The 4783-nt window shown below is 59.2% G+C and carries 5 protein-coding genes; all 5 read left to right on the forward strand.

What is annotated here, in order from left to right:
* On the forward strand, positions 1-967 hold a 967-nt coding region (rlmN, locus tag AC2VNK_RS09905; protein ID WP_486883634.1), incomplete at its 5' end, for a dual-specificity RNA methyltransferase RlmN.
* 8 nt (positions 968-975) lie between these two features.
* Positions 976-1809 carry a tetratricopeptide repeat protein gene (locus AC2VNK_RS09910; RefSeq protein ID WP_486883635.1) on the forward strand — a complete coding sequence of 278 codons (834 nt, stop codon included), beginning with the start codon at positions 976-978 and terminating at the stop codon, positions 1807-1809.
* Positions 1810-1821: 12 nt separating this feature from the next.
* Positions 1822-2790 (forward strand): RodZ domain-containing protein, encoded by a 969-nt coding sequence (locus AC2VNK_RS09915; RefSeq protein WP_486883636.1) that lies wholly within the window; start codon positions 1822-1824, stop codon positions 2788-2790.
* Entirely contained in the window at positions 2780-3880 is a 1101-nt protein-coding gene (gene ispG / locus AC2VNK_RS09920; RefSeq protein ID WP_291520643.1) for a flavodoxin-dependent (E)-4-hydroxy-3-methylbut-2-enyl-diphosphate synthase, read from the forward strand. The genes AC2VNK_RS09915 and ispG overlap by 11 nt, the downstream gene beginning before the upstream one ends.
* 32 nt (positions 3881-3912) lie before the next feature.
* The coding region (hisS, locus tag AC2VNK_RS09925) for a histidine--tRNA ligase (protein WP_486883637.1) at positions 3913-4783 on the forward strand (871 nt) is incomplete at its 3' end.

A 4783-nucleotide genomic window follows, 5' to 3' on the forward strand; every position in this document is an offset into this window, starting at 1 on the left:
GCAATGGCTGCATACCCGTCAGGTAACGGATTTCGCGGCCATGACCAACATCAGTAAAGCCCTCCGCGCGCGTCTCGCCGCAGAAACCCGCATCGCCGCGCCGGAAATTATCGCTGACCAACTGGCGGCAGACCGCACGCGTAAATGGCTGCTCGGGCTGCCCGATGGCAATGCCATAGAAACTGTTTTTATTCCTGAAGAAGATCGTGGCACGCTGTGCATCTCCTCGCAGGTGGGCTGTTCTCTGTCCTGCAGTTTTTGTGCTACCGGCGCCCAGGGGCTCAGTCGCAACCTCGAAACCCATGAAATCATCGCGCAGGTGCGCGTGGCGCGTCGCCTGTTGGGCCTGAATGCTATCACCAATATCGTCTTCATGGGTCTGGGCGAACCGCTGCTCAATTTGCGCCAGGTATTGCCGGCGCTGGATTTGTTGCGCGACGATTATGCCTACGGCTTTGGCGCGCGGCGCATTACCGTCAGCACGGCAGGTGTGGTGCCCGGCATGGATCGGCTGGGTACGGAAAGCCCGGTCAATCTCGCGATCAGTTTGCATGCCAGCCGTGACGATATCCGCGACATTCTTGTGCCAGTAAACCGCCACTACCCGTTGGCGGAGTTGCTCGCTGCCTGCCGCCGCTATCCCTTGCTGCCCCGACGCCGCATCACCTTCGAATATGTGATGCTGGATGGTATCAACGATGCCGACACCCATGCCCGGGAACTTCTCCGCTTACTGCGAGACATCCCTGCCATGGTAAATTTAATCCCCTTTAATCCCTTTCCCGGTTCGGATTTTAAACGATCGCCACAAGCGCGTATCGATGCTTTCCGCGACATTATCCTGCGGGGTGACGTGATGACGGTTACGCGCCGGCCGCGTGGCGATGACATCGCTGCCGCCTGCGGCCAGTTGGCCGGGCAGGTGCGCGATGGCCGGCGCAGTGTCCCCTTGGCGCTGCATTCATGAGAAGGCTTTTGGGATTGGGCGTTGGCGCGCTCCTGCTGAGCGGGTGCGGGCTCTTTGGCGGTAAAGGGGCGGGGCTGACGCCTGACCAGCAAATGGCCGCGTATATTGCTCATGAGCATAAGGCCAATGCCTCCTCTTCAGGCTTTAAGCCAGCACCTGCCAACACCGATAAGGCCAAGGCAAGCATCTACAGCTCTCTTGGTGCGGCTTATTTGCAGGATGGTCATCCCCGGCAGGCGATCCGGGAATTGCAGTTGGCGATCGCCGATAACAGCAGTTACGCTGACGCATATAATGTCATGGGGCTGGCGTATGCACAGTTGCAGCAGAATGCATTGGCACGCGCTGCCTTTCGTAAGGCGCTCTCTATAGATGCAAAAAATCCCGAGTACCTCAATAATTATGGTGCTTTTCTCGTCAACTCCGGTAGCTATGCGGAAGCACTCGTCGAGTTGAAACGGGCCACGGCCGATCCTCTGTACAGCACGCCGCAGTTTGCCTGGACCAACCTCGCACAGGCCTACGCAGGGCTCAAGGACTTGTCGGCGGCACGCGATGCCCTGAACCGGGCACTTTATCTGGTACCCAACTATCCGCCTGCTCTGCAAATGCTCGCCGAGCTGGATTTTAAGGACGGTAATGCAGATGCAGCCTTCGCTCACTTGCAGGTGGTCCTGGCGCAAGAATCCGATAACGCCAATGCACTCTTGCTGGCGGGGCAGATCGCCGCCCAACAGGGGCGAACAACGCAGGCGCAGTCTCTTTGGCAGCGTTGCGTGACTGCTTCGCCCTATTCTGCGGCGGGTAAACGGGCGCAGCAATTATTGCTGCAAAACGGTTGAGGCGGCGAAGCCATGGATCCGACGACAGAAAATGGGACTTCTCAGGACTTACGGGCAGCGCGGGAGGCTCGTGGCTGGAGTCTTCGCCAAGTTGCCGAGCGATTGCATATCACTGAGGCACAGGTAAAAGGTTTGGAAGAAGGTGACTACGCCGCACTGCCCGGCGCGGCTTTCGCACGCGGTTTTCTGAAGAATTATGCGCGTCTGCTGGACCTGAATCCGGAACCTCTGCTGAAGACATATGATGCCTCCAATGAAGGTTCAGGGCTGCATCCATCGGAAAACGTGCTGCCCGGTAGTGAAGGCCCGCTGCTGGATTATAGTCGACGCATGTTGTTTTTTTCCGTATTGATTGTGGTAGCCATTATTGTGGCAGCCTGGTGGTTTTGGAGTCAGCAGCAGGCACAGAGCTTGCCCGCCGCGAAAGCTCCGCCGACGGTGGAGAAGCAACCGGCCGCTCCTGCGCCGATGGTGACAGTCGCGCCCAGCGCATCACCTGTCGTTCTGGCGCCGAGTACCGTGACGCAGACCCCGGCGGTGGCGCTCAGCCAGTCCGCTACGCCGGTCGCAGCAACCCAATCTGTAGCGGTAGCGATGAATCATGGGCTGGCGTTTCAGTTCAGCGCGGACTGTTGGGTGCAGGTCAAAGACGCTTCCGGGAAAACCCTGCTGGCTGTCCTCGGACGTCGTGGCGATGTCTTACGCGTCGATTCCGGAACTCCGCCCTATCACGTTCTGGTAGGAAAGGCCAGCGCTGTTGCCATCAGCTATAACGATAAGGCGGTGCCACTGCCAGCCAACGCTCTGGGTGTGGCCAGGTTGCACGTCGGCACCGCGCCAGCTTTCAGTAGTGCCCATGTTATGGCCGCTACCCACAGTCTGACACCATCCCCCGCACGGCCGGTAGCCAGTGTGGTTTCATCACCTGTTGCGGTATCCGGCACCGCAGCCGTTTCCAGCGAGGCTTCCCATGCACCATGAATCTCCCATTCGGCGTCGTAAGACCCGGCAAATTCACGTTGGCAAGGTAGCGATCGGCGGCGATGCACCGATCAGCGTGCAAAGCATGACCAATACGGAGACCCGCGATGTTGCGGCCACGGTCGCGCAAATCCGGCGCCTGGAGGCAGTCGGTGCCGATATCGTCCGGGTGTCCGTACCCAGCATGGACGCCGCCGAAGCCTTCAAAGCGATCCGCGCACAGGTGGAAACCCCTCTGGTCGCCGACATCCATTTCGATCATCGCATAGCTTTGCAGGTGATGGCAGATGGTGTCGATGGTCTGCGCATCAACCCCGGAAATATTGGCTCTCTGGATAAAACGCGGCTGGTGGTGGAAATGGCTAGGGACAAGGGCATCCCCATCCGTATCGGTGTCAACGCCGGGTCGCTGGAAAAGGATATCCAGGAGAAGTACGGGGAGCCGACGCCAGAAGCACTGGTGGAGTCCGCCTTGCGCCACGTCAGTATTCTCGACGAGTTGAATTTTCACGACGTGAAGATCAGCGTCAAGGCCTCCGATGTTTTTCTCGCCGTAAGCGCTTACCGGCTGCTCTCGGAAAGGGTGGATTACCCGCTGCATTTGGGTATTACCGAAGCAGGGGGCCTGCGCTCCGGCACCGTCAAATCCGCCATTGGACTGGGTCTGCTCCTGCGGGATGGTATCGGCGATACGATCCGGATTTCCCTCGCGGCGGATCCTGTCGAGGAGATTCGCGTCGGCTTCGATATCCTGAAAAGCCTGCACCTGCGTCAGAAAGGCATCAATCTGATCGCCTGCCCGTCCTGTTCCCGTCAGGAGTTTGACGTAATCACCACCATCAATGCCCTGGAAGCGCGTCTGGAAGACATTCTCGAACCCATGGACGTTTCGGTGATCGGCTGCGTGGTGAACGGCATCGGCGAGGCGAAGGAGGCCGATATCGGTCTGGCGGGTGGTGATAAACGCAGCATTCTCTACTATCGCGGTAAACAGGTCGACCGTGTGGAGAACAACGACATTGTCGACGTGCTGGAAAAGCGCATTCGCGCGGAAATCGCCGAGCGGCAGGCAGCGCGGCATGAGGCCTGAGCCTCTTCCTGCGCCGCAAACCGGGAGCAGTCATGGCGGGTAAAGTGCTGCAGGCGGTACGTGGTATGAATGATATTTTCCCGGAAGAGAGCGCGGGTTGGCAGGCGCTGGAAAGCGATCTGCGGACGCTGCTGGCGCTCTACGACTATGGTGAGGTGCGTCTGCCTCTTCTAGAATCGACCGAACTGTTTGCCCGCGCCATTGGCGACGCCACCGATATCGTTCAGAAAGAGATGTATACCTTTGCCGATCGAAACGGTGACAGTCTCACCCTGCGACCGGAGGGGACGGCGGGGTGTGTGCGTGCTGCAATCCAGGCCCAGAGCATGCGCGGCCAGACCCCGCGTTATTATTATATGGGGCCGATGTTTCGTCATGAGCGCCCGCAAAAGGGCCGCTACCGGCAGTTTTACCAACTGGGCGTGGAGGTCTTCGGGCTGTCGGCGGCGAGTACCGATGCGGAGGTTATCGCCCTCTCGGCGCGGATTTTGCGGACGGCTGGCGTTACCGCTTCGTTGCAGGTCAATTCTCTGGGAAGCCCGGCTGCGCGTGCCAACTACAGAGCCTTGCTTCTGGACTATCTGCGCCCGAGAAGTGCGGAACTCTGTGCCGACTGTCAGGAGCGTTTGGAGCGCAACCCGCTCCGCGTGCTGGACTGCAAAGTACCCACTTGCCAGGACATTGCACACACGGCCCCGCATCTGGCGGACCATTTGGACGAAGACTCTGCAGCACATTTTGCCATGTTGCAATCGCTGCTGACGGCGCTCGATATCCCTTACCAGGTCAATCATAGCCTCGTCCGTGGCCTGGACTACTACAACCGCACGGTCTTCGAATGGGTGACGGATGCACTTGGCGCGCAAGGCACGGTACTGGCCGGTGGTCGTTATGACGGCTTGG

This window comes from Acidithiobacillus sp. TH-A35 (assembly GCF_057473505.1).

Excerpts from the sequence above, each read along its gene's own strand:
- AC2VNK_RS09915 (WP_486883636.1), top strand. The coding sequence starts at position 1,822 with ATGGATCCGACGACAGAAAATGGGACTTCTCAGGACTTACGGGCAGCG.
- ispG (WP_291520643.1), top strand. The coding sequence starts at position 2,780 with ATGCACCATGAATCTCCCATTCGGCGTCGTAAGACCCGGCAAATTCAC.